The 23,248-nt window shown below is 58.9% G+C and carries 18 protein-coding genes, 1 tRNA gene and 1 pseudogene; 6 read left to right on the top strand and 14 right to left on the bottom strand.

Going from position 1 to position 23,248, the window contains the following annotated elements; all coding sequences use genetic code 11:
• Positions 1 to 704 precede the first annotated feature (704 nt).
• Positions 705 to 761 (top strand): annotated as a pseudogene (locus RO069_RS22160) (hypothetical protein); the annotation flags it as partial.
• Between the two features lie 58 nt (positions 762 to 819).
• Here the strand turns inward: RO069_RS22160 and RO069_RS20610 are convergent.
• From RO069_RS20610 to RO069_RS20590, 5 genes are all read right to left on the bottom strand, one after another.
• Positions 820 to 1,638, bottom strand: a complete 819-nt coding sequence (locus RO069_RS20610) for a hypothetical protein (RefSeq protein ID WP_328189992.1) — start codon at positions 1,636 to 1,638, stop codon at positions 820 to 822.
• A gap of 361 nt (positions 1,639 to 1,999) precedes the next feature.
• Complete coding sequence (locus tag RO069_RS20605) at positions 2,000 to 2,506, bottom strand: hypothetical protein (RefSeq protein ID WP_328189990.1); 507 nt, start codon at positions 2,504 to 2,506, stop codon at positions 2,000 to 2,002.
• The gene (locus RO069_RS20600; RefSeq protein WP_328189989.1) at positions 2,499 to 4,658 is read right to left on the bottom strand and encodes a Mov34/MPN/PAD-1 family protein; all 2,160 of its coding nucleotides are present in this window, start codon (positions 4,656 to 4,658) and stop codon (positions 2,499 to 2,501) included. The genes RO069_RS20605 and RO069_RS20600 overlap by 8 nt, the downstream gene beginning before the upstream one ends.
• Positions 4,651 to 5,790 carry a hypothetical protein gene (locus RO069_RS20595; RefSeq protein WP_328189988.1) on the bottom strand — a complete coding sequence of 380 codons (1,140 nt, stop codon included), beginning with the start codon at positions 5,788 to 5,790 and terminating at the stop codon, positions 4,651 to 4,653. Before RO069_RS20595 ends, RO069_RS20600 begins: the two co-directional genes overlap by 8 nt.
• Before the next feature lie 852 nt (positions 5,791 to 6,642).
• A tRNA-Leu gene (locus RO069_RS20590) sits at positions 6,643 to 6,729 on the bottom strand.
• A 425-nt stretch (positions 6,730 to 7,154) separates the two neighbouring features.
• On the opposite strand from RO069_RS20590, the gene RO069_RS20585 reads away from it, so the two are divergent.
• From RO069_RS20585 to cydC, 4 genes are read left to right on the top strand one after another with little or no spacing between them, the layout of a single operon-like run.
• A complete protein-coding gene (locus RO069_RS20585) occupies positions 7,155 to 8,567 on the top strand; it encodes a cytochrome ubiquinol oxidase subunit I (protein WP_328189986.1) in 1,413 nt (470 codons plus the stop codon).
• 1 nt (position 8,568) lies between these two features.
• The gene (cydB, locus tag RO069_RS20580; protein ID WP_328189985.1) at positions 8,569 to 9,570 is read left to right on the top strand and encodes a cytochrome d ubiquinol oxidase subunit II; all 1,002 of its coding nucleotides are present in this window, start codon (positions 8,569 to 8,571) and stop codon (positions 9,568 to 9,570) included.
• A complete protein-coding gene (cydD, locus tag RO069_RS20575; protein WP_328189983.1) occupies positions 9,571 to 11,250 on the top strand; it encodes a thiol reductant ABC exporter subunit CydD in 1,680 nt (559 codons plus the stop codon).
• The gene (cydC, locus tag RO069_RS20570; protein WP_328189981.1) at positions 11,243 to 12,880 is read left to right on the top strand and encodes a thiol reductant ABC exporter subunit CydC; all 1,638 of its coding nucleotides are present in this window, start codon (positions 11,243 to 11,245) and stop codon (positions 12,878 to 12,880) included. Before cydD ends, cydC begins: the two co-directional genes overlap by 8 nt.
• A 5-nt stretch (positions 12,881 to 12,885) precedes the next feature.
• Here cydC and RO069_RS20565 read toward each other — a convergent pair whose 3' ends face one another.
• From RO069_RS20565 to RO069_RS20555, 3 genes are all read right to left on the bottom strand, one after another.
• Positions 12,886 to 14,133, bottom strand: coding sequence for a saccharopine dehydrogenase family protein (locus tag RO069_RS20565; protein WP_328189980.1), 1,248 nt, complete (start codon positions 14,131 to 14,133; stop codon positions 12,886 to 12,888).
• A gap of 161 nt (positions 14,134 to 14,294) precedes the next feature.
• Positions 14,295 to 15,236 carry an electron transfer flavoprotein subunit alpha/FixB family protein gene (locus tag RO069_RS20560; protein ID WP_328189978.1) on the bottom strand — a complete coding sequence of 314 codons (942 nt, stop codon included), beginning with the start codon at positions 15,234 to 15,236 and terminating at the stop codon, positions 14,295 to 14,297.
• Positions 15,237 to 15,986 carry an electron transfer flavoprotein subunit beta/FixA family protein gene (locus RO069_RS20555; RefSeq protein ID WP_328189976.1) on the bottom strand — a complete coding sequence of 250 codons (750 nt, stop codon included), beginning with the start codon at positions 15,984 to 15,986 and terminating at the stop codon, positions 15,237 to 15,239.
• Positions 15,987 to 16,683: 697 nt separating this feature from the next.
• Here RO069_RS20555 and RO069_RS20550 point away from each other — a divergent pair.
• Positions 16,684 to 18,336 carry an electron transfer flavoprotein-ubiquinone oxidoreductase gene (locus RO069_RS20550; protein WP_328189975.1) on the top strand — a complete coding sequence of 551 codons (1,653 nt, stop codon included), beginning with the start codon at positions 16,684 to 16,686 and terminating at the stop codon, positions 18,334 to 18,336.
• Between the two features lie 112 nt (positions 18,337 to 18,448).
• Here the strand turns inward: RO069_RS20550 and RO069_RS20545 are convergent, their stop codons facing one another.
• The 6 genes from RO069_RS20545 to RO069_RS20520 form a co-directional block, all read right to left on the bottom strand.
• Positions 18,449 to 18,910 carry an FKBP-type peptidyl-prolyl cis-trans isomerase gene (locus RO069_RS20545; protein WP_328189973.1) on the bottom strand — a complete coding sequence of 154 codons (462 nt, stop codon included), beginning with the start codon at positions 18,908 to 18,910 and terminating at the stop codon, positions 18,449 to 18,451.
• Between the two features lie 212 nt (positions 18,911 to 19,122).
• Positions 19,123 to 19,689, bottom strand: coding sequence for a DUF1285 domain-containing protein (locus RO069_RS20540; RefSeq protein WP_328189972.1), 567 nt, complete (start codon positions 19,687 to 19,689; stop codon positions 19,123 to 19,125).
• A gap of 110 nt (positions 19,690 to 19,799) precedes the next feature.
• Positions 19,800 to 20,252 (bottom strand): SixA phosphatase family protein, encoded by a 453-nt coding sequence (locus RO069_RS20535; RefSeq protein WP_328189971.1) that lies wholly within the window; start codon positions 20,250 to 20,252, stop codon positions 19,800 to 19,802.
• A 2-nt stretch (positions 20,253 to 20,254) separates the two neighbouring features.
• Positions 20,255 to 21,352: an NAD(P)H-dependent glycerol-3-phosphate dehydrogenase gene (locus RO069_RS20530; RefSeq protein WP_328189970.1), complete on the bottom strand. Its 1,098-nt coding sequence runs from the start codon at positions 21,350 to 21,352 to the stop codon at positions 20,255 to 20,257.
• A 51-nt stretch (positions 21,353 to 21,403) separates the two neighbouring features.
• Entirely contained in the window at positions 21,404 to 21,895 is a 492-nt protein-coding gene (locus RO069_RS20525; RefSeq protein WP_328190008.1) for an STAS domain-containing protein, read from the bottom strand.
• Between the two features lie 52 nt (positions 21,896 to 21,947).
• Positions 21,948 to 23,189 (bottom strand): PP2C family protein-serine/threonine phosphatase, encoded by a 1,242-nt coding sequence (locus RO069_RS20520; RefSeq protein ID WP_328189968.1) that lies wholly within the window; start codon positions 23,187 to 23,189, stop codon positions 21,948 to 21,950.
• Positions 23,190 to 23,248: the final 59 nt, after the last annotated feature.

Raw genomic sequence — 23,248 nt, 5'->3', positions numbered from 1 at the left:
GTGGGTCAAAATTAATGGCCAGTAGTGGGTCATTTTAATTGGCCACTAACAGTAGCCTCCCGTTACGTCACCCCTGAATTCAAGGAAGCCTCTCTCCGCACGCGGACTGCTCGCCTACAGCGATCTGTAATATGGTTCTGATTGGCGCCGTATCGGTATTCTTGGGGTGGTTGCTGTACTTTGCCTGCCTGAAGGCAATGAGGGCTGGCTCAGTCAACATTAACTGGGTTCTGTGGTCCCGAGGTGTCGCCGCCTGCAGCCTACTGTTGGCCAACGGCGCCATGTTCTTCGTTCAATTACCGCAAGGGGAACCGAATTGGCTGACCACCTTTATCCTGTGGCCCATTTTCGCCCTGCCCTTGGATGCCGGCTACCGGTCTGTACGTTCCCGGCTAAACGCATCACCAGAGGCAAACCAGAATGAGGAATAACACATTCAGGCTTATCGGTCTGGTAGCCGCGCTGTCAGGCCCAGCCACCGCTCAGTCCAGTGACCTGCCCTACCCCCGAACTGATCAACGCCCACGGCGAATCCTATGTCAGTCTGCAACTGTGCTCAAACACCTATCAGGACTACCTTACGGGCTGACCTGATGATCTGGGAGCCGGTGGTCATTGCCCAGGTAGCGGACGGAATCCCGGAGCTGTCCGGCGGCTACGCTGCCCGATATGAGCCACGGGGCGGCAATGAATACAATTAGGTAAACATTCGAGGGAATCATATTGCGCTGGTGCCTGCCGGTCGCAGTGGTTCTGCCTAGCGGATAGGCGGTTAACCGGCACTGTCAAGTGCAACTTCTCAGCGGCTTATCCTAAGCGTCATTTATATGTAAAGACGGCTATCGGCTCCCGGCTGGAGCCGTATCCGTACTGATCGAACCGCACCAGTCGAAAACTGGACAGGCTTTGACCGGGCTCAGAGTAGATTCCACGAACGAGGATGGTAAGAGCTCTCATCCCTCTGGTAAGCCACACTTGTGGAAACCCAGCCCGACAGATATTGCCAGAACATCCTTGGATTTCTAGCTCTGAGTGGATCAAGCTCTTACCGTACTTATCCAACCGATCATTGGCGGCCTTCGCACCTTTAGTTTGAGCTAGAACGTACAAGTCTAAAAAGTCGGGGCCGAGCTTCTCCAGTTTGCGCTGGCGGCGCTCTTGCTTTTCCCTTTCTCGAGCTTGTCTTTGTGTTTCTTGCTTAGCCAAATACTCCCTACGCTTGACTTCGCCATTACGCTCGATCAGTTCCAGTTCATCCAGACAGGCGTCCCATGTATCCCTCGTCGCATTTGTTATCCCCCAAGGTATATCCCGGCGGCCTTTATAAATGCTTTCGAGAATTATTGCGCAATTAGGCGGGTTACGGCGGGAAAGCCCAGTATCTTTATAGGCCTCTGAAATACGACGGTCTATATCATCCGTGCTGACGCCCTGCAGCTCGTAAGATCCATAGTGAACGCACCCAGTAACGGTAATGAGGGCGACTGCCAGGAGAGCAGAGATTTTTAATAGCATGGCAGCACCTTTGTTATCTGAACCGTCAATCAAGACTACAGGCTGGAGCAGCATGGCGTAAAGGTTGGATAACGAGCGTGGGATGGTGCCGATCTCTCCCAGCTGTCCCACCATTTCCGGCAAATGGCGCAACTGCTAGACAATGTACTACCTGCATGTTCATGAGGGCAAAATTTTTCGGGAGGGTTAACCTAAAGTTTGACCGCACCGGTTTCAGCTGTGTCTACTTATTTCCGAAAACATCTTCGAAGGTTCGTTCCTTCAGATGGGAGCGCTCATCAGATGTAACTAAGCCGCTTTATTGAAGTTTCTTGAGCATTCCATGCCTCAAAGTCATGGAATAGGTTCAACCCGATAACATTGCCTAGCATGGGGTCAGGTCACAATGTTGGCGTACCAGAGACATGACTATAACAATTTTCTATTGCCGGTCGGTCATTTTCGCTAATGAGAGGCGACAAAACGGGGAACAGGCTCTCAATGGTCAACGTCCTTGGTTCGACGGCGAAATTCCCAAGGTGCTCTGAGCCAAACGCTCAAGCCACTTATGGAACTGATCGACATTCAGACCAGCAACGAATGCGATGAAGTAGTGCCCCCAGAGAGTCTGATGCTGCCCAGCACTATTACCAGCGTCCAAAAGCACCAAACCGCCTTGAACCAGAACGAAAGCAGCCAACGCACTCAAAGCAGCTGCAAAAGGGCGAATTAGATGCCAGATGATCCAAGTGTTGTCCCAGTTTTGATAGACGCACCCATGGCGATAGAGGGCCCTGAGACAATAAAATGTCCCTCCAAAAACACCAAATAATGCAAAGCGAAGAGCCAGCTCCTTGCCCCCTATACCTGTCTCCCATTCCAAGATCCATGCTAGATAGAGACAAGCAGATACGATCGACAACTGGTAAATCGTGCATATCGCTATACCTAAATAGCTTGCGACTGATAAGCCACGCTCTACGTGGTTTTCTTGTTCCTCAGATTCATTCACCTAAAACCTCCAAACCATCTGCACCATATACGATCATAACAGGGAACGGTAAGCCAAGGTTTTGACTAAGATCGCTGAAGGTTTCTTGGTCGGTACTTGAAGGTCGAGACGCTCCAATATGACTATGCCAGGTTCCAATCACACGCAGCGTACCTGCGGTCCGCTCCAGGGTGCCTTCATCGACTTCTTGTAGATATGGGTAATCAATTTGAAACAGGCTTGGACTCGCTTGTGCACATGCGGGCGGTTCAACGAGCCCCGTTACATGAACCGTTTGAAGAAGAGGATCATAGCGTCCGATGATTGCTCCTCCAGTTTCATTTTGACCAGCGGACGCTCGGCAGTGTTTCATTTGATTGACAACAGAATCTAGGACACGAACTTCCCAGGTCAGCCCGTTGTGTCTGCAAGAGCGGGAGTGGGTCTTCCCAAGTTGAGTGGATGTCCAGGTTAGGTTCCCTGAATAGGGATCTCGCAAACAATACGCTGCAAGTCCCTTGTCGTCATCATAAGGCCAAGCTTGCAATGTTTTATCTAACCGCTCTGTGATCGCTGAAACCTGCAAGTTCAATTTAGGGTCCGATACCACGGTCGTTACTGAAGAGCACCCGGGGCCTACGATCATCCGGCTATGTTCGTTCTCGGCAAAAAGCAACCTCCCTATCGCTCTGTTTTGGCAAGCTTGCTGATAAAGCCAAGCTTCGAGATCATCGACACGAACGCCGCGAGTCTGATCTCTGGGCTCAGCAGAAAGAAACGCCAACTCCGCCTCAGCATAGAGTCCAATTTGATAAAGTTGGGCATCAAATGCAAGCTCCCGAAGATTTGCCGCGACGGCAGCTGACCCGGTCGATTCTATGATTGCGTCTGCTGCTCCAGGCAGAGTAAAAGAAGGTGAACTTGCGTCATCCGCACTGATAGTGCACTCAACAGAAAGCGTAGACTCAATGGCACTCTTCATGTAGACGACTTTGGGAAACCCGAGATTGCTAGCTGGATCGGCAATCGCGTGTCGGGATAAGTTGTGTGCGCGAAAAAACGAGTTATCTGTTAAATGGAAGCCGTAATTACCTGTCCTGGCGAGAGAAAGAGCGACCTTGGAACCAACGCTACCCACGCCGATAAAGTGTAGTGACATATGCTTCCGTTGGCCCCGGTGTGAAACCCTCTGAAGCAGTTCAGGGTTTGCGGCCTCCATATACTGTAATGGCGATACCTTTGCTTTGGGCGACTCGTTAATGGTGAGCACACAATCAAACGGCAGGATCTCAAAGCAATGGTTACACCCGATGAGATTCATCGGCCGCTTAACCACGACGATCAAAATGAGCCAATCTAGCCCATTCGATCCCTGATCATTGACCAGTTTTTGAAGCTTGGCCAGATCCTCACCGCAGATTCCAAGGTGTTCAAGAAGGAGATATAGATCCTCACGTTTACGAACATCGATATGCTGAAACCTCTTGGACTCTTGGCCAGCTGGCGCCCTAACGACAATCGCTGGAGTCTTGGTATATTCGAGAGGTCTCTTACAGAGTTTCTGGGCATAAACAAAACGCCCATCCAGGGTTTCTCTTTGGCACCAAACTACTGAGTATGCGGGTTTAGTGGGCGCAGCTAAGGCGGCTTCTCTTATCCCTTGAAGAAAACTTCCTTTCTCATCAAGAAAGCTGCCAGCTATATTCTGAAATAGGATCGGCTCCCATCCTTGAGAGGGGTCCATCAACGTTCCTTGGGCTGCTCTATCAAGCCAAGCCTGAAGGTTTCTCAGGACCCCAGAAATGCCCTCCTGAAACATAAGATCCGTCATACCCACTTCTGCAATGCAGGGACAAACTGGTTCGCCAGGGGAGCCAGGATAGATGTGGGGCACGAATTCTCGAGGGAAATCACTCCGTAGTGTGATGCTAGGCGATTGAAGAGGGAAAGCAAAAGGTATGAGAAATTGCACCGGCTCAAGACTTTTGATGCCTATCTCCGATTGGCCAACCTCCACATCGCGACTTGAGAGCTGAACCCTCCAACTCACATCAAGAACTAGTTCGTTTTCTCTTTCCGTAACTTGATGGTCTGCTGAGCGTTGATGTTGAAGAATGGCTGCAACCAGCGTCTGAATATGCTGAGGCGCCTTTCCGCTACCCTCGTCAACCATGACGTATTGGCTTACCACTATCTGCTATTGCTGAGGCCGACGCAGAAGAGACCACAGCTGCCACTCCCGACATCCCGAGATTGAATTTCTTTACTTCTGGAGGGCTCGTATCTGATCCAGTGTCAGCTAGGCAAATAAATCTATCGGCACTCCCGATAACATCTACATATTCTCTCTTCGCCCTAGCACTAGGAGGATCAGCGTCATTGCTTTTAATCTTCTTGCTACTGGCAATAACATAGGCGCCCGGCTCACAATGGGAAAGGGCCCGCTTCGCCTCTTGCAATACACGCGGTCTGTCGCAGGTGCTGCTTGAATCTTGACTCAGAGTTCTCCAGGAACAGTGATGCGGTGCCAGGAGCAGGTCATACGTCAATTCTCCATCGGAGTACTCGCGATCTACGTGCCTCCAGATGTGAGCACTCGCGTCCCCTCCCATCAGTAACTTACTGCCATTTATCGTCCAACGAATGATGACACTAGAATCGTTTTTCGATTCCTGGTTCTCCTCATCGAAAATCGAATCCCCGAAGGGGCCGAGTATCAGAGCTTCCGCAGTCCCCATATAATGGGTTTGACCTCTATGGAGAACCATCCCATCCAGGTCCCAGCGTTCTTTCTTACTGTCATCATGCTCAACTACACCAACCGTCTTGAGGCGGTTGCCGTCGAGGAAATGTCGATCCTCAGCCTCAAACAGGTTACGACGTCGCTTAAGCTCGCTCCTCAAAGAGACAGCACTTTCAGATAATCTATGATCCTTAGAAATTCGTCGGGTACAGATCTCAGAGAACCAGATTTCCTTAGCCAGGATAAGCTCGTATTCGTCTTCGCCATCTGAGAACTTGTAATCTTCAGGATCCCCGGAAAAAAAGTGGTGGTGAAAACCTGCAACATGATCGTTATCAGGATGAGTGATCACCAGAAGGTCCACGTAAGGAATTCCGTGCCAATCTTTCGGCAAGTGGGAGTGGAGCTCCTTTAGCACGTCACACCGGTTTGGCTCCCCATTTCCGTTGATTTTGAGATCGACCAGAATGGTTTTCCCCCCGGCTCCTTTCGGTCCGACCTGAATCAAGCTCATATCCCCATCACCAACCGGAAAAAACACGATCTGATTGCTGTCAGCCACAACGCCTCCAAACACTATATTTAGTGATCGAAAAACCCATTAAATACACTATATAGAATCCAGGCATACGTGTAAAGTTATGTAACGCGTCGCTCATACCACCGTATTAGAAAGGAGTGCACAAGCTGCAGTGCTTCTAGGCTCGCTCACCAGTGAGTTACAATAACACTAATTACATTGCTAATGTATATAACCTGCCTACTATCGCTTTCGTAAAATAATGCCGTAAATTAGCAGTTTGTGTAAAAAACGATATCGGTATAGGGAAGCGGAGTGAGAACGAGTATCTGAAGGGTCTGAGGACGTTTTCAGGTCCGGTTACCCGCTTCTGGAAAATACGGTCGCGCGCCAATAGCGGGTTAGCGCTCGCCTTCCAGGGGCATCCCGCGCTGTATTAGTACTAGGACGCGACCAGTGGTGTCGGGTTTATGATGAATGCTATGAAACATGCGATTGACTATGACCTGACGAGAAACCATGTTCCTGAAACACTACGATGAGCTCTATCGGCAAATTGATCGAGTATTTGATGGGGCAACATGAACTTAACATGACTGGTTCGGTTCTCCTTAGAGCATAACTGCCAAATATCAGACGACCGACGGAGACAGTTCGAACACAAGGTTCCTCAAGAAGTTTTTGAGCATTGGAGCAAGCGTACTAAGCAGTGATGAGCAATCGAGCGGAAGAGTAATAGGTAGCTAACAACCATAGGCGCCCGATAGCGCTATCGGTCCACGTGTAGTGGTTCAATGATTCTGGACACCAACGTAGATCGTAACTTCTACTACAGTTTGGCCAACGCGGCAAACTATAGCCCAATGAACATGCATCCTTGCGAGCGGTTAGATGTGGTGCTCCGGGCCGGACTCGAACCGGCACGACCTAACGGTCAACGGATTTTAAATCCGTAGTGTCTACCAATTTCACCACCGGAGCTTTTAACTCATCTGATGCACCAGCGATGCATCAAATTTTTTGAACGTTATATTCAGTTGTTTTTAAATCGCTTTCCTGAGACACCGAAAATATTCTAAGTCTCCAGTGTCTACCAATTTCACCACCCGGGCAGGGGGAGCAATCGTGGAGGGCCGGATTGTATAAGGCCCTGGCCGTCAACGCAATTCCGGGGCGGTGGCGCTGGACTGGCCGGTGGGGCCACTCACCTTACCCTCCTCCGGGCGGACATTCCGCCACGATCTTGCGGTATATCAACCCCTGCGACATTCCGTCCCATTGGGATTGAGCTATGGTTGGGTTAGCATCGTAAGCATCTGCCGGTACAACAAGAACTGCACAATCAACGGGCGGTTTGCTTGGGTGGAGGTTCTCTTCCCTCATTACTGTGGTTACCGGAGGTTCCAATGGAGCTCGATCCCCTGTTGCTATCGCGAATCCAGTTCGCGTTCGTGGTCTCCTTCCACGCAATCTTTCCCGTGTTTACCATCGGCCTGGCGTCGTTCATCGCCACCCTCGAGGCCCTGGCCTTCAAGACGGAGAACCCGGTCTGGACGCGACTGTCCGCCTTCTGGACCAAGGTGTTTGCCGTGGTGTTCGGCATGGGGGTGGTGTCCGGCATCGTGATGTCGTTCCAGTTCGGCACCAACTGGTCGAACTTCGCCCAGGCCACCGCCAACTTCATGGGCCCCATGCTCAGTTATGAGGTGGTGACGGCCTTCTTCCTGGAGGCGGCGTTCCTGGGGGTCTTGCTGTTCGGGCGTGACAAGGTGCCGCCGGGTGTCCACCTGCTGGCCGCGATCATGGTGGCGCTGGGCACGTTCATCTCCTCTTTCTGGATCCTGTCGGCCAACAGCTGGATGCACACGCCGCAGGGGGTGGAGTTCCGGGACGGAGTGTTCCACGTGCTGTCCTGGTCCGAGGCCATCTTTAACCCGTCCTTCCCCTACCGGTTCGCCCATATGGTGGTGGCGTCGTTCCTGACCGGCAGTTTTGTGGTGGCCGGGGTCAGTGCCTGGTACCTGCTGCGGGGGCGTGAGGTGGAAACCAATCGCAAGGCGCTGTCCATGTGCCTGTGGTTCCTGCTGCTGGTGGCGCCGCTGCAAGCGGTGATCGGTGATTTCCATGGCCTGAACACCCTGGACCACCAGCCGGTCAAGGTGGCCGCCATGGAGGGTAACTGGGAGACGGATACCAACGTTCCCCTGTTGCTGTTCGCCCTGCCCGACCAGGACAGCCAGACCAACCATTTCGAGGTCGGCATTCCCGGCATGGCCAGCCTGATCCTGAAGCATGACGTCCAGGGTGAGGTTCCCGGCCTGGAGATGGCTCCGCCGGAAGAGCAGCCGCCGGTGGCCCTGGTGTTCTGGAGTTTCCGGGTGATGGTCGGGCTTGGTGTGCTGATGATCGCCTTTGCCCTGGCCGGACTGTTCCTGCGCCCTGGCGGTCGTTACGCCACCAACCGCTGGTTCCTGAACGGGTTGCGTCTGATGTCATTTACCCCGTTTGTGGCGGTACTGGCGGGATGGTTCGTCACCGAGATCGGACGGTCGCCCTGGCTGGTGTACGGCATGATGACCCATGCCGAGGGCCTGACACCGTCCCTCACCGGCGGCATGGCACTGTTCACCCTGATTGGCTACATCGTGGTCTATGCCCTGGTGTTCTCCGCCGGCGTCTACTACCTGATGCGGGTACTCCACGACGGCATGGAGGCGAAGGATGACCACTATGAATCCGATCATCCCAAGCGACCACTGTCCGCCGCCCATGTGCCATTCGAGTTCAACGAGGACGTCGTCCGCCAGGGGGGATACTGATATGGAACTGTTCGATCTGGCCCTGATCTGGGCCTTTATCATCGGCTTTGGCGTGATCATGTACGTGCTGATGGACGGCTTCGACCTGGGCGTGGGCATCCTGTTTCCCTTCGCCCCGGACGAGGACGCCCGGGATGTGATGATGAATTCCGTGGCCCCGGTGTGGGACGGCAACGAGACCTGGCTGGTGCTGGGTGGCGCCGGCCTGCTGGCGGCCTTCCCCATGGTGTATTCGATCCTGCTGCCGGCACTCTACATCGGGGTGTTCCTGATGCTGGCGGGGCTGATCTTCCGGGGCGTGGCCTTCGAGTTCCGCTTCAAGGCCAAGACCTCCCGTTACCTGTGGAACTGGGCCTTTGCCGGCGGCTCCACCGTGGCCGCCTTCGCCCAGGGCGTGGTGGTGGGCGCCTATATCGAGGGCTTCGAGACCGCCAACGGTGTCTATGTGGGCGGTGCCCTGGACTGGCTGACGCCCTTCAGCGTGCTGACCGGTCTCGGGCTGCTGGCGGGTTACAGCCTGCTCGGGGCCACCTGGCTGGTGCTGAAGACCGAGGGTTACATCCAGCAGTGGGCCCGCAGGCTGGTAACACCCCTGCTGATTGCGGTGCTGGCGGTGTTTGCCATCATCAGCATCTGGACGCCCTTTGTGGATGCGTTTGTCCGTGACCGCTGGTTCAACAACCTGACGCTGATCTGGATCTTCCCGGCCCTGGGGCTGGCGTGTGCCTACCTGATCTTCCGCGCCACCCGGCGCCACCAGGACGGCATGCCCTTCGTGGCCACCATGGGCCTGTTCATCTTCACCTACCTGGGGCTGATCGTCAGCAAGTGGCCCTACGTGGTGCCGCCGGACTACACCCTGTGGGATGCCTCCTCCGCCTACGGATCACAGCTGTTCCTGCTGCTGGGGCTGCTGTTCGTGATCCCGGTGGTGATCGGCTACACCGCCTGGACCTACTGGGTGTTCCGGGGCAAGGTCAAGGCTGGCGAGGGCTATCACTAGGTGACATCCGGCTCTCCCCGTGAGGCGGCGCGTTGGCTGAAGGAGCGCCAGCGCCCCGCCCTGGTCTCCATTCGCCTGGCCGCCCTGGCCGGGGCTGTTGCGGCACTGGCGACCATCGTCCAGTTGGCGGTCATCGCGTGGATTGCCCACGGCACCCTGGTGGAGGATGCCCGGGCCGGGCAACTGCTCCCACTGGCCGGGATGGTGCTGGTGGCCCTGCTGGTGCGTTCGGTGGCCACCGGTTACCAGAATCACCGGGCGGCCCGGGCCAGCGACGAGGTGCGGGGCCGCCTGCGGCAGGAGCTGCTGGACCACATGGGCGCGTCAGGCCCGGTACAGCTTGCCCGGCAGTCGGCGGGGACCCTGGCGACGGAATGGATCGACCAGGTGGATGCCCTCCACGGTTACTATGCCCACTACCTGCCCCAGATGATCCTGTGTGTGGTGGTGCCGGTGATGATCCTGGTCACCGTGGTCTGGCTGGACTGGCTGGCGGCCCTGTTCCTGCTGCTGTCCGCCCCACTGATCCCCCTGTTCATGGCGCTGGTGGGCATGGGGGCGGAAAAGCTGAACCAGCAGCACATGGAAACCCTGGGTCGACTGTCGGGGCATTTCCTGGACCAGCTGCGGGGGCTGACCACCCTGCAACTGTTCCAGTACACGGGACCAGCCACGGAGGGCATCGCCCGGGCAACCGAGGAGTACCGGCGCATCAACCTGAAGACCCTGAGGGTGGCGTTCCTGTCCTCCGCCGTGCTGGAGTTCTTTGCCTCGGTGGCCATCGCGGTAATCGCCATCTACATCGGCTTCGGGCTGCTGGGCTATATCCAGTACGGCCCCTCCCCGGACCTGACCCTGTTCTCCGGGCTGTTCATCCTGCTGCTGGCGCCGGAGTTCTTCCAGCCGCTACGGCAGCTGGCCCAGCACTACCACGACCGGGCCACTGCCCTCGGCGCCGCCGCGCAGCTTCGGACACGGCTGGATGACCGCCCTCACCCGGGGCCGGATGTCGCCGTATCAGGTGCGGACGTTACTGCTGACACGGCGGTTCATGTCCACCAGCTCACCGTCACCTATCCCGATGACCGCAGGGGGTTGGATGGGGTGTCCCTGGCGATCAGGGCCGGGGAACTGGTGTTGCTGGAAGGCCCCTCCGGCAGCGGCAAGACCACCCTGCTGAATGCCATGGCGGGCTTCCTGGCGCCGTCTGCGGGCCATGTCAGTACCTTCGGGCAACAACCGGGCGGGGAACCCTTCGGCTGGCTGGGTCAGACGCCGTTTGTCCGCGCTGATTCCTGGGCCGGCAACCTGCGGCTGGCAGCACCGGATGCCACGGACGATGAACTGCTGGATGCCCTGGCCCGGGTGGGTCTGGGCAAACTGGTCAGCAATCGCCCCGACGGTGTCGATACCGCCATCCGCGAGGGCGGCGCCGGCCTCTCCGGCGGACAGGCCCGGCGTCTTGCCCTGGCGCGCCTGTTCCTGGCCCGCCACCGGCTGGTACTGATGGACGAACCCACCGCCGGGCTGGATGCCCGCAGCGAGCAACAGGTCATCGACGCCATCCGGTCACTGCGGGACCTTGGCACCACCATCGTGATCGCCAGTCATCACCAGGCCCTCAAGGCGGTGGCGGACCGGCGGCTGGCCCTGGCGGACGGGAGGCTGGCCGGTGGCTGAACTCTACCCCTGGTTACGGTTGATCCTGCGGCATCGGCGGCGCCTGCTGGTCGGTGGGCTGCTGATGTTCGCCACCATCCTCGCCGGTGTTGGCCTGCTGGCGCTTTCCGGCTGGTTCATCACCGCCACGGCCCTGACCGGGTTGATCCTGGCCGCGGGGGGAAGCGCCTACCTGAATATCTACACCCCCGGCGGCGGTATCCGGTTCTTCGCCCTGGGCCGGACGGTGTCCCGGTACCTGGAACGCCTCTACAACCACGATACGGTGCTGCGGCTGCTGGCGGATATCCGGGTGGTGTTCTTCCAGCGCCTGGCGGCCTCATCACCGGACACCCTGGGCCGCAAGCGGGCGGTGGACTGGCTCAACCGCCTGACCCGGGACATCGACACCCTGGATACCCTCTACCTGCAACTGGTGGCACCGCCGGCCATGGCATTGGCGGGCCTGGTACTGCTGGCCGGTGTCATGGTGGCCGTGGCGCCGCCGCTGCTGCTGGCCCTGATTCCATTGGCCCTGCTGCCGGCGGTGTTGTGGCTGCTGGCGCGGTCCACCCTGGGCACCAGCCGCCGCCAGGGGTATCAGGAAGAAGCGCTCCGGGGTCAGCTGGTGGATGCCATCGAAGGCATGGCGGAACTGCAGGCGGCCCATCACTGGACCGATGAGGCCCGTTCCCTGCTGGACCGCAGCCGCCGCCTGGACCGGGCAAGGCAGTCCATCGAGTCCCGCACCGCCGTGGCCAATGCCGTCACCCTGATGGCCATCCAATTGGCGGTGGTCCTATCCCTCGGGACCGGGCTTGCACTGTGGCGTGACGGGGCATTAAGCGGGCCGGTGGCACTGTTGTTCACCCTGGCGGTGCTCGGTCTTGGCGAGGCCTTCACCGGACTGCCGGCCGCCTTCGGCCGACTCGGCGCCACCCTGGGGGCAGCCGCCCGGCTGAACGGGGAAGGTCGACCCCGGCCACGGGAAAGCGCACCGGCCCTATCACCGGACGTGGTCACCCTGTCGTCTCTGGTTGCCGTGCGCAATGGCGAGCGCCTGTTCGAGCCACTGACCGTGACGCTCCAGCCGGGGCAACGACTGGCGTTGGTGGGTCGATCCGGTTCCGGCAAGTCGACCCTGCTGGACTATCTCGCGGGGGTATCCGGCGAGGTGGAGGGGCAGGTGCACCTGGTCGGTGAACCGGTTGATCCGGCGGCGCTGGCATCCTGGCGGGGCGGTGTCAGCTACCTGAGCCAGCGCACGCACTTCTTCAGCGACAGCCTGCGGGCCAACCTCATGATGGCCCGGCCCGACGCTGAGGAACGGGAGCTATGGGCCATTATCGAGGCTGTCGGCCTGACGGAACTGGTGCAACGGCTGCCCCGGGGGCTGGATACCTGGATCGGCGACCAGGGGCGGCACCTGTCCGGCGGCGAGCGCAGACGGGTGGCCCTGGCCAGGGCGCTGCTCCGCCCCGGCTGGCTGCTATTGCTGGACGAGCCCTTCACCGGCCTGGACGAGGCGACCCGGGAACGGATTCAGGTCCGGATTGAGCCCTGGCTGGCCGACCGCACCTGTGTCCTGGCCGCCCACGACACCGACGCCCTGCCCCGGGCGGATCACACGATCAGCCTGGACCGTTTATGAACGGGTTAGCGGGCTGACAGCACCTCGAAGGTCATCCGGGCATGGTTTTTGAGGCGTTCCAGCAATTTGCCATCCAGCAGGCTGGCCGGGGTCCAGAACCCGCCCGGGGCGTCCTCCGGCACATCGAACGCCAGGCACTCCGCCGCCTGGGCGAGGATACGGCTGGTGGAACCATAACCGGGGTCGCCCTGGCCGGTTACCTTGGTGGTGATGGTCTGGCCACCTTCGGTCAGGCCGATAAAGCGCAGGTCGTAGAAACCCTGCACCTGGGCTTTTACGTCCGGCCCTTCTCCCGGTTCCGGCAGTACAAAACGCTCCAGGGCCCAGCGGGTGGGTTTGATGGCGGTGGCCAGGGTGAACCCACCCATGGCGCCGGCCATGGCGATGGCGGCGGCCCTGCCCTTCAGGCCCCGACCGGTCATGGTGGCCTCGTCGTACAGGAACTCGGTCCCGTAGGGAGCATCCTGCAGGGCATTCGACCGGTGTACCACCCGGGTATTGATCGCCGCCATCAGGAACGGCGCCAGCCAGGACTCCAGCTCCGGGTCGAATTCCGCCACCTTGACGTTGGGCTGGCGTATGGCGGAGCGGTGATCCGGCGGGCAGAGGGAGAACGGGTTGGCCAGTTCCTTGCGCAGGGCCTTGTTGGAGGAGGCCTCCTTGACCACGTTCATCAGGCTGGCGACGGTACCGCCGGAGAGGCCCCCCTTGGCCGCCTTGACCCGCATCTTCACCTGCTGGCAGGGCTGCCCGAAGCGGGCGATGGCCTCCTGTTGCAGGTGCCAGACGCCCAGGTCCGAGGGTACCGAATCAAACCCGCAGCAATGCACGATACGGGCGCCGGAGGCCTTGGCCCGGTCCTCGTAGAGTTGGATCATCCGCCGGATCCACTGTACTTCGCCGGTCAGGTCGCAGTAGTCGGTGCCACTGTCCACGCAGGCCCGGACCAGGGGCTCACCATGGAGGGCATAGGGGCCCACCGTGGAGACCACTACCCGGGTCTGTTCACACAGGGCGACCAGGGAGTCTTCATCCGCCGCATCCGCAATCACCATGGGCAGGTCCACGGCGCCGGGGCCAAGCTCATCCTTCAGTTGATCCAGTTTTGCCTTGGAGCGACCGGCTATGGCCCAGCGAACGCCGCCATTGTCGTCCAGCGATCCGAAACCATGACGTTCCGCCATGCGTCGTGTCAGTATCCTTCCCACAAAACTGGTGGCGCCGAAGAGTACGATATCGTACCGGGATTCCATGCGATTCTCCTGTCGCTGATGGGGTATGGGTGCAGGGTATCAGGCCTGGTCCAGAGCATCCCAGCATAACAGAGCGGGTCCCGACAGCCACGGGAAAAGGCAGGACCAGACACAAAAAAGGGGCACCCTCAGGCGCCCCTTTTTCTTTCTGAAGCAGGTTCTTACAGAACTTTCTTCAGTTCCTCTTCAAGCTGGGGTACAGCTTCGAACAGGTCGGCAACCAAGCCGTAGTCGGCAACCTGGAAGATCGGCGCCTCTTCGTCCTTGTTGATGGCAACGATCACCTTGGAGTCGCCCATACCGGCCAGGTGCTGGATGGCACCGGAAATGCCCACCGCGATGTACAGCTGCGGGGCAACGATCTTGCCGGTCTGACCAACCTGCATGTCGTTGGGTACGAAGCCGGCGTCAACGGCGGCACGGGATGCACCCACCGCGGCGCCCAGCAGATCGGCAACCTGCTCCAGCATCTTGAAGTTGTCGCCGTTCTGCATGCCGCGACCACCGGAGATCACGATGTCCGCGCTTGCCAGATCAGGACGGTCGGACTGGGCCAGCTCTTCGCTCACGAAGGAGGACACGCCAGCGTCCTTGACCACGTCCAGGTTCTCGACGGCAGCGGAACCACCCTCGCCGGCAACCGGATCAAACGCGGTCGGACGAACGGTGATTACCTTGGTGTCGTCCTTGGACTTGACGGTCGCCATGGCGTTACCGGCATAGATCGGACGAACGAAGGTGTCGGCGTCGACAACGCCCATGATGTCGGAAACCTGGGCAACGTCCAGCAGCGCCGCAACGCGGGGCATGAAGTCCTTGCCGGTGGTGCCGGCGGCAGCCATGATGTGGCTGTAGCCCTTGCCTACCTCGGCGACCAGTTCACCCAGGTTCTCACCCAGGTTGTGGCCATAGGCGGCGTTGTCCGCAACCAGTACCTTGTTGACGCCATCGGCCTTGGCAGCCTGCTCGGCAACCGCACCACAGTTCTCGCCGGCAACCAGAACGTCGATATCGCCGCCGATTTCCTTGGCCGCGGCCAGGACACTCAGGGTAGCCTGCTTCAGGCTGCTGTTATCGTGTTCAGCAAATACCAGGATGCTCATTTAGATCACCTTCGCTTCGTTCTTCAGTTTGTCGACCAGCTGGGCTACGTCTTCTACCTTGATGCCAGCCTGACGTGCGGCCGGAGCCTCAACTTTGACGGTTTCCAGACGGTGAGCCATGTCAACACCCAGGTCGGCCGGAGTGGTGGCGTCCAGCGGCTTCTTCTTGGCCTTCATGATGTTCGGCAGGGAAGCGTAACGCGGCTCGTTCAGACGCAGGTCGGTGGTGACCACCGCCGGCAGGTTCAGGGAGACGGTCATCAGGCCGCCGTCCACCTCACGGGTGACGTTGACCTTCTCACCCTCAACAACAACCTCGGAAGCGAAGGTGCCCTGACCCATTCCGGTCAGCGCGGCCAGCATCTGGCCGGTCTGGTTGTTGTCGGAATCGATGGACTGCTTGCCGAGAATAACCAGTTTCGGCTCTTCCTTCTCGACAACCGCCTTCAGCAGCTTGGCAGCTTCCAGTGACTGGACTTCCTCGTCCGTTTCAACGTGGATGCCGCGATCCGCGCCCAGTGCCAGGGCTGTACGGATCTGCTCCTGAGCAGCCTTGGGACCAATGGAAACCACGACGATCTCGCTGGCAACGCCCTTTTCCTTGAGGCGGACCGCTTCTTCAACAGCGATCTCACAGAAAGGGTTCATCGCCATCTTGACGTTGGCAAGATCAACACCGGAGTTGTCCGGCTTGACGCGTACCTTCACGTTGTAGTCGATAACTCGTTTTACCGCGACCAGAACCTTCATAGATTCCTCGTTCTTCTACGATGGGTTTAATGACTCGTAATCAGAAAGACTCTCGACTAACCCGCCTGGGACGACATCCGCCGCCGGGGCGACACCAGAGTATTCATGATTCCTGTCGCTTCGAACGCCCGCGAAAGGCGCCCGAACGTTGATTCAAACAGCAAAAACTCCATGGGACCTGCTGTCAGGGCGCCATAATACTGACGGCAAAGACCCGGCGGGTCAATAGTTAATGCCGTATTGAGACGCATTCACATCCAGATAAGCCCGCCACCTGTTCTGATTTTGAGGCCTGAAAGGCATTTTCGGGTCCATTTTCGAAACACTGTTTCGCAAAATATGGTATAGTTCCCTTTGCTTGCTATCCGGTTGCGACCTTTCCCTGGCAAAACCGCGCCCGATCTGTAACGGGGGAGTAACATGCCAGAAAAGGTTCCTGCATTCAAACGATCGTTTGAACTGAATGAAATGCGGGGTAAACTGTCGTTATACAGCCGGGTGTCCGGTATCATAGGCGTTTTGCCTGAGGGCGAATGGCCAAGGCAGAAACCGTCAGGTCTGTGGTTCTGCTTTAATAAAAGATGAAGGGTTGCGAGCAGCGTGCGCCCAGCGCCACCTGCCCTGGGCTGAATTCGGTCAGCGCCCGGACGTGCCAGATTCCTTCTGTTCAACTGATGAGAAGTTTGAGGAGACCAACGTGGAACGCGAATCCATGGAATTTGATGTTCTGATCGTCGGCGGAGGGCCCGCCGGCCTTTCGGCAGCCTGTCGCACCATGCAACTGGCGCAGGAAGCCGGCGAGGAACTGACCGTATGCGTGGTGGAGAAAGGCTCCGAGATCGGCGCCCACATCCTCGCGGGTACCGTATTCGAGCCCACCGCCCTGAACGAACTCTTCCCGGACTGGAAAGAGAAAGGTGCGCCCCTGAACACGCCGGTCACCCGTGACGACATCTTCCTGATGAAGAGTCAGGACAAGGCCACCAAGATCCCCAATGCCTTTGTGCCCAAGAACATGCACAACGAAGGCAACTACATCATCAGCCTGGGCAACCTGTGCCGCTGGCTGGCCGAACAGGCCGAGGAACTCGGCGTTGAGGTGTACCCGGGCTTCCCGGCGGCCGAAACCATCGTGGAGGATGGCCAGGTCAAGGGCATCATCACCGGTGACATGGGCGTTGCCCGCGACGGCAGCGAGAAGGACGGCTACATGCCGGGCATGGAGCTGCGCGCCAAGTACACCCTGTTCACCGAGGGCTGCCGCGGCCACCTGGGCAAGCGCCTGATCAACGATTTCAAGCTGGACGAGGGCAAGGACCCGCAGCACTACGGCATCGGCATCAAGGAACTGTGGGACATCGACCCCGAGAAACACGAGCCGGGTCTGGTGGTTCACAGCACCGGCTGGCCCCTGAACGAGTCCGGCACCACCGGCGGCTCCTTCCTGTACCACCTGGAAAACGGCCAGGTGTATGTGGGCCTGATTACCGATCTGTCCTACAGCAATCCGCACGTCAGCCCGTTCCATGAAATGCAGCGGCTCAAGACGCATCCGGAATTCAAGAAGTATCTGGAAGGCGGCAAGCGTGTCTCCTACGGCGCCCGTGCCATCACCAAGGGCGGCCTTAACTCGCTGCCGAAGATGAGCTTCCCGGGTGGCCTGCTGCTGGGCTGTGACGCCGGCACCCTGAACTTCTCCAAGATCAAGGGCTCCCACACTGCCATGAAGTCCGGCATGCTGGGTGCAGAAGCCGTCTTTGAAGCGCTCAAGGAAGGCAAGGCCGGTGAGGAAATCAGCAGTTTCCAGGAGCGTTTCGAGAACAGCTGGCTCTACAAGGAGCTGTTCAAGGAGCACAACTTCGGCCCGGCCATGCACAAATTCGGCATGGTTGGCGGTGGTGCCATTGCCTTTATCGAGCAGAATATCCTGGGCCGCCCGCTGCCCATGACGTTCCACGATACCGTGCCCGACCACGCCACCCTGAAGCCGGCGGACCAGTGCAAGAAGATCGACTACCCGAAACCGGACAACACCTTCACCTTCGACAAGCTGTCCTCGGTGTTCATCTCCAACACCAACCATGAAGAGGACCAGCCGATCCACCTGAAGCTGACGGATCCGGACATTCCCATCCAGCAGAACCTGCCGAAGTACGACGAACCGGCGCAGCGTTACTGTCCCGCAGCGGTTTACGAAGTGGTGGAAGCGGATGATGGCAGTGGCAAGAAGTTCCAGATCAACGCCCAGAACTGCGTCCACTGCAAGACCTGTGACATCAAGGATCCGGCCCAGAATATCAACTGGGTGACGCCGGAAGGCGGCGGTGGTCCCAACTACCCGAACATGTAACACCGGTTCGGCAAACAAAAGGACCCCTTCGGGGGTCCTTTTTTTATGCCTTTAAATAGACACAAAAAAAGCGGCCAAAAGGCCGCTTTCTGTACAGGAAACCGGGTCCGGCTTAGTGCGCGTGACCGTGCTCCTGCTCTTCATCCGTTGCTTCGCGGGCTTCAACCACTTCCACATCGAAGTGGAGGGTTTCACCGGCCAGCGGATGGTTGGCGTCGATGGTGACGGTTTCGTCGTTCACCTCGACCACCCGAACGATCTGGGGACCGCCTGGGGTCTGCGCCTGGAACTGCATGCCCGGCTCGATGGTGTCCACACCTTCGAACGCGGAAAGGGGAACCGGCTGGATCAGCTCGTCATTTTTCTCGCCGTAACCTTCTGCGGGGTCAACGGAAACCTTGACTTGGTCGCCAGGTCCCTTCTCATTCAGCGCGTTCTCAAGACCGCCGATGATGTTCTGTGCACCCTCCAGATACGACAGTGGCTCACGACCTTCCACGCGGGAGGAGTCCAGCTCTTCTCCCTGATCATTGGTCAGTGTGTAATGAATGGTAACAACGCGAGGTTGGGCCATGGTTTCTCCTTGCATGTCGCAATGACTGTAAAATGTGTATTCGGTTGATCGAAAGTGATCTTGAACAGTCGGACTGCACAGAGGAACTAACGACAACCGGGTCTCTCCTACGAGAGCCGGGTTCGATAACAAAACAGAAACACCAGTCTAACAAGTGTCAGACGGCTATTTCCACCGTGTTACCCCCAATGTTGGAGACATCGGCCAGGTTTTCAACCGTTGCCCACCGGAAAATATTCACCACCGCTCCAGACACCAAGCGACGGCGACTCTCCGGCTGCCTCGTTTTCAACCAGCAGGTCCGCCAGTTCATAATAGGCGGCGGTGACCAGTCTTGCCTCCAGGCCCCGGCGAACCCGGACCAGCGGGCGGGGACTGCCATCCTCGTACTGCCCCACTTCCAGCGGATGCTCGGCGCCCAGCAGCAGCTTTTCGCCCACATTGGTGGTGACCGCCAGCGTTTGCCGCTCGCCCTCTCCTTCCTTCTCAAGAGTGTGGGCCAGTAACGGCGTATCCTCCACCCGGATGCGCCACTTTTCGACCGGGGTCACGAGATAGTAGTGACCATCCTCCTCCCGGCGCAGGATGGTTGAGAACAGCCTGACAATCGCCTCGCGCTGGATCGGCTCTCCCTCGTGGTACCAGGCACCATCCCGGGCGATGCGGATATCGATGTCGCCGGACAGGTCCGGGTGCCATTTTTCAATGGGCGGAAGATCGCCGGCTTCAACGGCGGCCGCCTTCACCTGTTCCTCCAGTCGCTTGGGATCCTGGCTCATGGGTGTGTCTCCTGATCATGGGAATGCATGAGTATGGGGTGTGACATGATGTGGAAGAAATGGGGTTGTTGGTGGCGGGTTACAAGGCCGGACATCAAAGGGGCCGGCTGTCAGGGCAGAAACTGTTCCCGCAGGTCGGCGCAGCCCGGCCCCACCACCGGCATGTCCAGGGCCACCGCCTGGCTGGTCATAAAGGGAATGCCATGGCGATGGCCGTCCACCAGCAGGGTTGCCAGGGCGCCCACCAGGGGCATGTGGGACACGATCATGATCCGGTTGGCTACCGGTTCCTCCAGCAGCGCATCCAGGCACAGGCCGGGGTCGTCCTCGGGGGTCAGGAAAGGTTTCTCCGAGACCCGGCAATTGAGGATCTCCGACGCAATGGCGGCGGTCTGGCGCGCCCGGACCAGTGGGCTGGCCCAGATTTCCCGGGGTCGCCAGGGGGACCTGGCGATCTGGCGGGCAACCAGCGCGCACCCCTTGCGGCCGGCCTCGGTCAATTCCCGTTCCTGGTCGATGGAATGCCAGCCGGCCTCGCCGTGGCGCATCACCAGCAGGTCCATGGTCAGCCCTGCCCCGCCAGGGTTCGCGGCAGGATGAACTCCACGTCGGAGTTCTGGACCGCGGTCATCAGGCCGCTGATCACGGCCTTGATGGAGGCGCCACCGTACAGGATGTCATAGAGCCCCTTCACCAGGGGCATGTAGATCCCCACCGACTCGGCCTTTTCCTTCACCAGCAGCAGGGTGTGGATGCCCTCGGCCACCTGCCCCAGCTCGGCCACGGCGTCGTCCAGTGCCGTGCCCTTGCCGACGGCGTAGCCGACACGGTAGTTGCGGCTCTTCGACGAGGTACAGGTCACCACCAGGTCACCGATACCGGCCAGCCCCATGAAGGTCATGGGATTGGCGCCCAGGCTGACCGCAAAGCGGCTCATCTCCGCCAGGCTGCGGGTCAGCAGCATGGCGCGGGCGTTCTCCCCCAGGTCCAGGGCGGCGCCCATGCCGGCGACGATGGCATAGATGTTCTTCAGGGCACCGGACAGTTCAACCCCATAGACGTCGACATTGGCGTAGACCCGGAAGTATTCACAGCCCAGGAGGGCCTGGACCTCCCGGCGGACGTCCGGATCCTTGGCGGCAATCACCGTGGCGGTGAGTTCCCGGTTGACGATTTCCGCCGCCAGGTTGGGGCCGCTGAGGACACCGATACGGGTACGGGGGATCTCCTCCTGGAGGATCTCGCTCATCAGCTTGAACCCCTCCCGCTCAATACCCTTGGTCAGGCTGATCACGATCTGCCCGGGGCGGAACTCGCCGGCGTGGGTCCGGATAACGTCGCGGAAGGCCTTGCTGGGGATGGCCACGAACACCGTGTCCGCAGCGGCAACGGCGGCGGCGAAATCGGTGGTGGGCTGCAGGTCGCCTTCAATCTCGACGCCCGGCATATAGCGGCTGTTGGTGCGCTTTTCCGCCAGCTCCCGGGCCTGGTTGTCGTCACGCATCCAGAAGTGGACGGTATGGCCGTTTTCAGCCAGTACCTTGGCCGTGGCGGTACCAAAGCTACCGCCGCCGAGGACGGCAACGTGTCGCTTGCCCCCGGGGGAGGTCTGTGGGGATGAGGGGGACGATTGCCCGTCGCCGGGCGGGTTGTTTTCAGACATAGAGCTTCCGTTTCGGCCCGCGCGTGGCTGATTGGGGCATGTTACGCTGAATCAGCCGGTGTCTTCACACTCCAGGGCGCGTACCAGGTTGTGGAACTCCTCCCGGTTACGGCTGTTCAGGCCCATCAGCACACGGTGGGCATCCAGTACCTTGTCCCGGACTTCCTGCTCACTGGCACGGAGTACGGGAATCTCCTCGAGTTCTTCGATGCGCGACGCCGGTTCCCGCACGATAATAAAAATACGGTCAAACCCCATCGACGTGATGATGCGGGTGATGTCCGGATTGGTGGAGATCAGCGTCGGCAGAAAATGACTCTGCTTCTTGGCGGCCATGGCGATCTTGGCCAGCAACCCCAGAGTGGTGCTGTCGATCACCTCGGTTTCCGTCAGATCAATTACCACGGTCTTGAACGCCGGATCGGAAGTGATGGACTCCACCAGGTTATCCAGCGTCGAGCACAGGTTGAGACGGATTTCACCGATAAACTTGAGGACGTAAATCCCCTGTTTCTCAGCCTGCAGAATCTTATAGCCAGCCATGTCTTCTACTGCCAGTCGTTCGACAAAACGGAAACGCCCGGTGAGCTTGGACTCACCTGGCACCCGCCGGCTTCCCGGCATCAGTGACAGATACGCCATGCAGATCGGAATCGGTCACTGTGATATCGGAAACCGATACGATCGCGATGTCGTCTGGAAGCTCTGCGGTCCCTTCCAGGTGCAGTGCCTCGCTCAGCGATGCGATAGTGTGACGGCCTCCTGATACGAGTTCAAGTAGTTGCTGTTCCTTTTTATCCAGATTCTCCGCCTTCAGAACCTCAAGGATGCCATCGGAAAACAGGAACAGGTGGAACGGCCCCGGCAGGGGGATTTCATATTCCTCCCATTCCGGCTCCTCGAACAGCCCCACCGGCAGGCCGGACCCTTCCAGGAACCGCGTTTCCCCGTCCCTGAACGAGATCACCGGCATCGGAAAGTGCGCACCCACAGCGTAACGCAGGGTTCTGGCCGAGGATGAGATGAGACCCACAAATACCGTGACATGTTTACCCAACCCGGTATCCAGCAGTTCCGAATTGATCCGCTGCAGGAACCGCTCCGGATACAGGATGTCGTCCGACGACCCCCGGCGCAGGTTGCGCTGGAGCCGGTTGGTCAGGTTCTTGAGCAATACGGTGACGAAGGCGGAACTGGCGCCGTGGCCGGAAACATCGGCGATGTACACCAGGGTCAGGTCCTCGGAGATCCGGAAGTAGTCCAGGAAATCGCCGCTCAGGAACAGGGACGGCTTAATCAGGTGGTCAATGGCCAGGCCGTTGAGCATGACCTGATGATCCGGCAGCATCTTGAGCTGGACCTTGCGCCCAGCCCGCTGGTCGGCCCGGAGCTCGGAGATCCCCTCGCGCAGGTCGGTGTTGGCTTCCTCCAGCTCCTGGCGGTAGAGCTGGTTGAGCCGGTGCACCCTGACCCGGTCGAAGATGCGCCCCAGCACGTCTTCCACCATTGACCGGTCCGTTACCGGCTTGAGGATGAAATCCACCGCCCCGGCCCGCAGCACCTCGATAACCTCGGCGGCATCGGTGGCGTGGGAACAGGCAATCAGCGGGATAAAGGCACCGTCACTGCGCAGGCAGGTGGTCAGCTCCCGGATGGTGGACGGGGGCAGGTCCGCAAAGATGACGTCCGGAGGCCGGTCATCAAAGAGTTGGCGGGCGTCGGATATACTGCCGTAACCGTGTACGTAGAAACCGCGGGAGACCAGATAGCGGTCAAGCTCCCCACGCGCGGATTCGTCGGGATCGATAATCAGTATGCGCTCGGTGCGCGCTGCCATGCTTCGACCTTCATTGTTTCAATTATGCCGGGATCACCGGTTACCGCATACTGGGTATT

This window comes from Marinobacter sp. OP 3.4 (genome assembly GCF_036224885.1).
Taxonomy (GTDB): Bacteria; Pseudomonadota; Gammaproteobacteria; order Pseudomonadales; family Oleiphilaceae; genus Marinobacter.
This window is presented reverse-complemented; position numbering and strand designations above follow the sequence as displayed.

What these genes read in the sequence shown, in the direction of transcription:
- RO069_RS20600 (WP_328189989.1), bottom strand. Translation starts at nt 4,658, where the DNA reads ATGGTTGACGAGGGTAGCGGAAAGGCGCCTCAGCATATTCAGACGCTG.
- RO069_RS20585 (WP_328189986.1), top strand. Translation starts at nt 7,155, where the DNA reads ATGGAGCTCGATCCCCTGTTGCTATCGCGAATCCAGTTCGCGTTCGTG.
- cydB (WP_328189985.1), top strand. Translation starts at nt 8,569, where the DNA reads ATGGAACTGTTCGATCTGGCCCTGATCTGGGCCTTTATCATCGGCTTT.
- RO069_RS20565 (WP_328189980.1), bottom strand. Translation starts at nt 14,133, where the DNA reads ATGGAATCCCGGTACGATATCGTACTCTTCGGCGCCACCAGTTTTGTG.
- RO069_RS20560 (WP_328189978.1), bottom strand. Translation starts at nt 15,236, where the DNA reads ATGAGCATCCTGGTATTTGCTGAACACGATAACAGCAGCCTGAAGCAG.
- RO069_RS20555 (WP_328189976.1), bottom strand. Translation starts at nt 15,986, where the DNA reads ATGAAGGTTCTGGTCGCGGTAAAACGAGTTATCGACTACAACGTGAAG.
- RO069_RS20545 (WP_328189973.1), bottom strand. Translation starts at nt 18,910, where the DNA reads ATGGCCCAACCTCGCGTTGTTACCATTCATTACACACTGACCAATGAT.
- RO069_RS20540 (WP_328189972.1), bottom strand. Translation starts at nt 19,689, where the DNA reads ATGAGCCAGGATCCCAAGCGACTGGAGGAACAGGTGAAGGCGGCCGCC.
- RO069_RS20535 (WP_328189971.1), bottom strand. Translation starts at nt 20,252, where the DNA reads ATGGACCTGCTGGTGATGCGCCACGGCGAGGCCGGCTGGCATTCCATC.
- RO069_RS20530 (WP_328189970.1), bottom strand. Translation starts at nt 21,352, where the DNA reads ATGTCTGAAAACAACCCGCCCGGCGACGGGCAATCGTCCCCCTCATCC.
- RO069_RS20525 (WP_328190008.1), bottom strand. Translation starts at nt 21,895, where the DNA reads ATGGCTGGCTATAAGATTCTGCAGGCTGAGAAACAGGGGATTTACGTC.
- RO069_RS20520 (WP_328189968.1), bottom strand. Translation starts at nt 23,189, where the DNA reads ATGGCAGCGCGCACCGAGCGCATACTGATTATCGATCCCGACGAATCC.